The organism is Marinimicrobium sp. UBA4509 (genome assembly GCF_002388575.1).
In the GTDB taxonomy this organism is placed as follows: Bacteria; Pseudomonadota; Gammaproteobacteria; order Pseudomonadales; family Cellvibrionaceae; genus Marinimicrobium; species Marinimicrobium koreense.
On the sequence record NZ_DGMV01000068.1, the window covers coordinates 335 to 995 of the forward strand.

Genomic DNA, 661 nt, shown 5'->3' on the forward strand with positions numbered 1-661 from the left:
GAAGAAGCCATCGAGAAAGCCAACAAGGCCAAGAAAAAGTAACCCGCCGGCCCGGCACTGCCGGGCCACTGGCCCTGAAGCGTTAGAGGCAGAAATATGGCTATGACAGTTCACTGCGATATTGTCAGTGCAGAGCGGGAAATCTTCTCCGGGTTGGTGAAGATGATCGTGGCCACCGGTACCCTGGGTGACCTGGGTGTGACCTATGGTCACGCTCCTTTGCTGACCGGCCTTGAGCCGGGCCCGGTGCGCATCGTCAAGGACAATGGTGAGGAAGAGATTTACTACGTTTCCGGTGGTTATCTGGAAGTGCAGCCTTACCACGTCACCGTGTTGGCGGATACCGCCCTGCGCGCTGATGATATGGATGAAGCAGCCGCCCAGGAAGCCAAAGAAACCGCCCAGAAAGAGCTCACCAACCAGTCTGGCGAGATCGACTACTCCAAGGCCGCGGTGCAGTTGGCGGAAGCCGCCGCTCAATTGCGTACGCTGCAGTCCATTCGCAAGAAGTTGGGCAGCAACAAGTAGGCCTCGCCGTGCATGGCATTGGCAACAGAAAAGGGTGGCTGATCGGCCGCCCTTTTTTTACGTCCGTCACACTACGATTGTTCCCCCTAATTTGTCCTGATCAACGGTTTGTTGAAGGAGTCGCCGCATGACC

General features: G+C 56.9%; 1 protein-coding gene. It reads left to right on the forward strand.

Annotated elements, in window-relative coordinates; translation table 11 throughout:
• Nucleotides 1–96: 96 nt before the first annotated feature.
• The gene (locus tag B3520_RS13380) at nucleotides 97–528 is read left to right on the forward strand and encodes a F0F1 ATP synthase subunit epsilon (protein WP_024461765.1); all 432 of its coding nucleotides are present in this window, start codon (nucleotides 97–99) and stop codon (nucleotides 526–528) included.
• Nucleotides 529–661 lie beyond the last annotated feature (133 nt).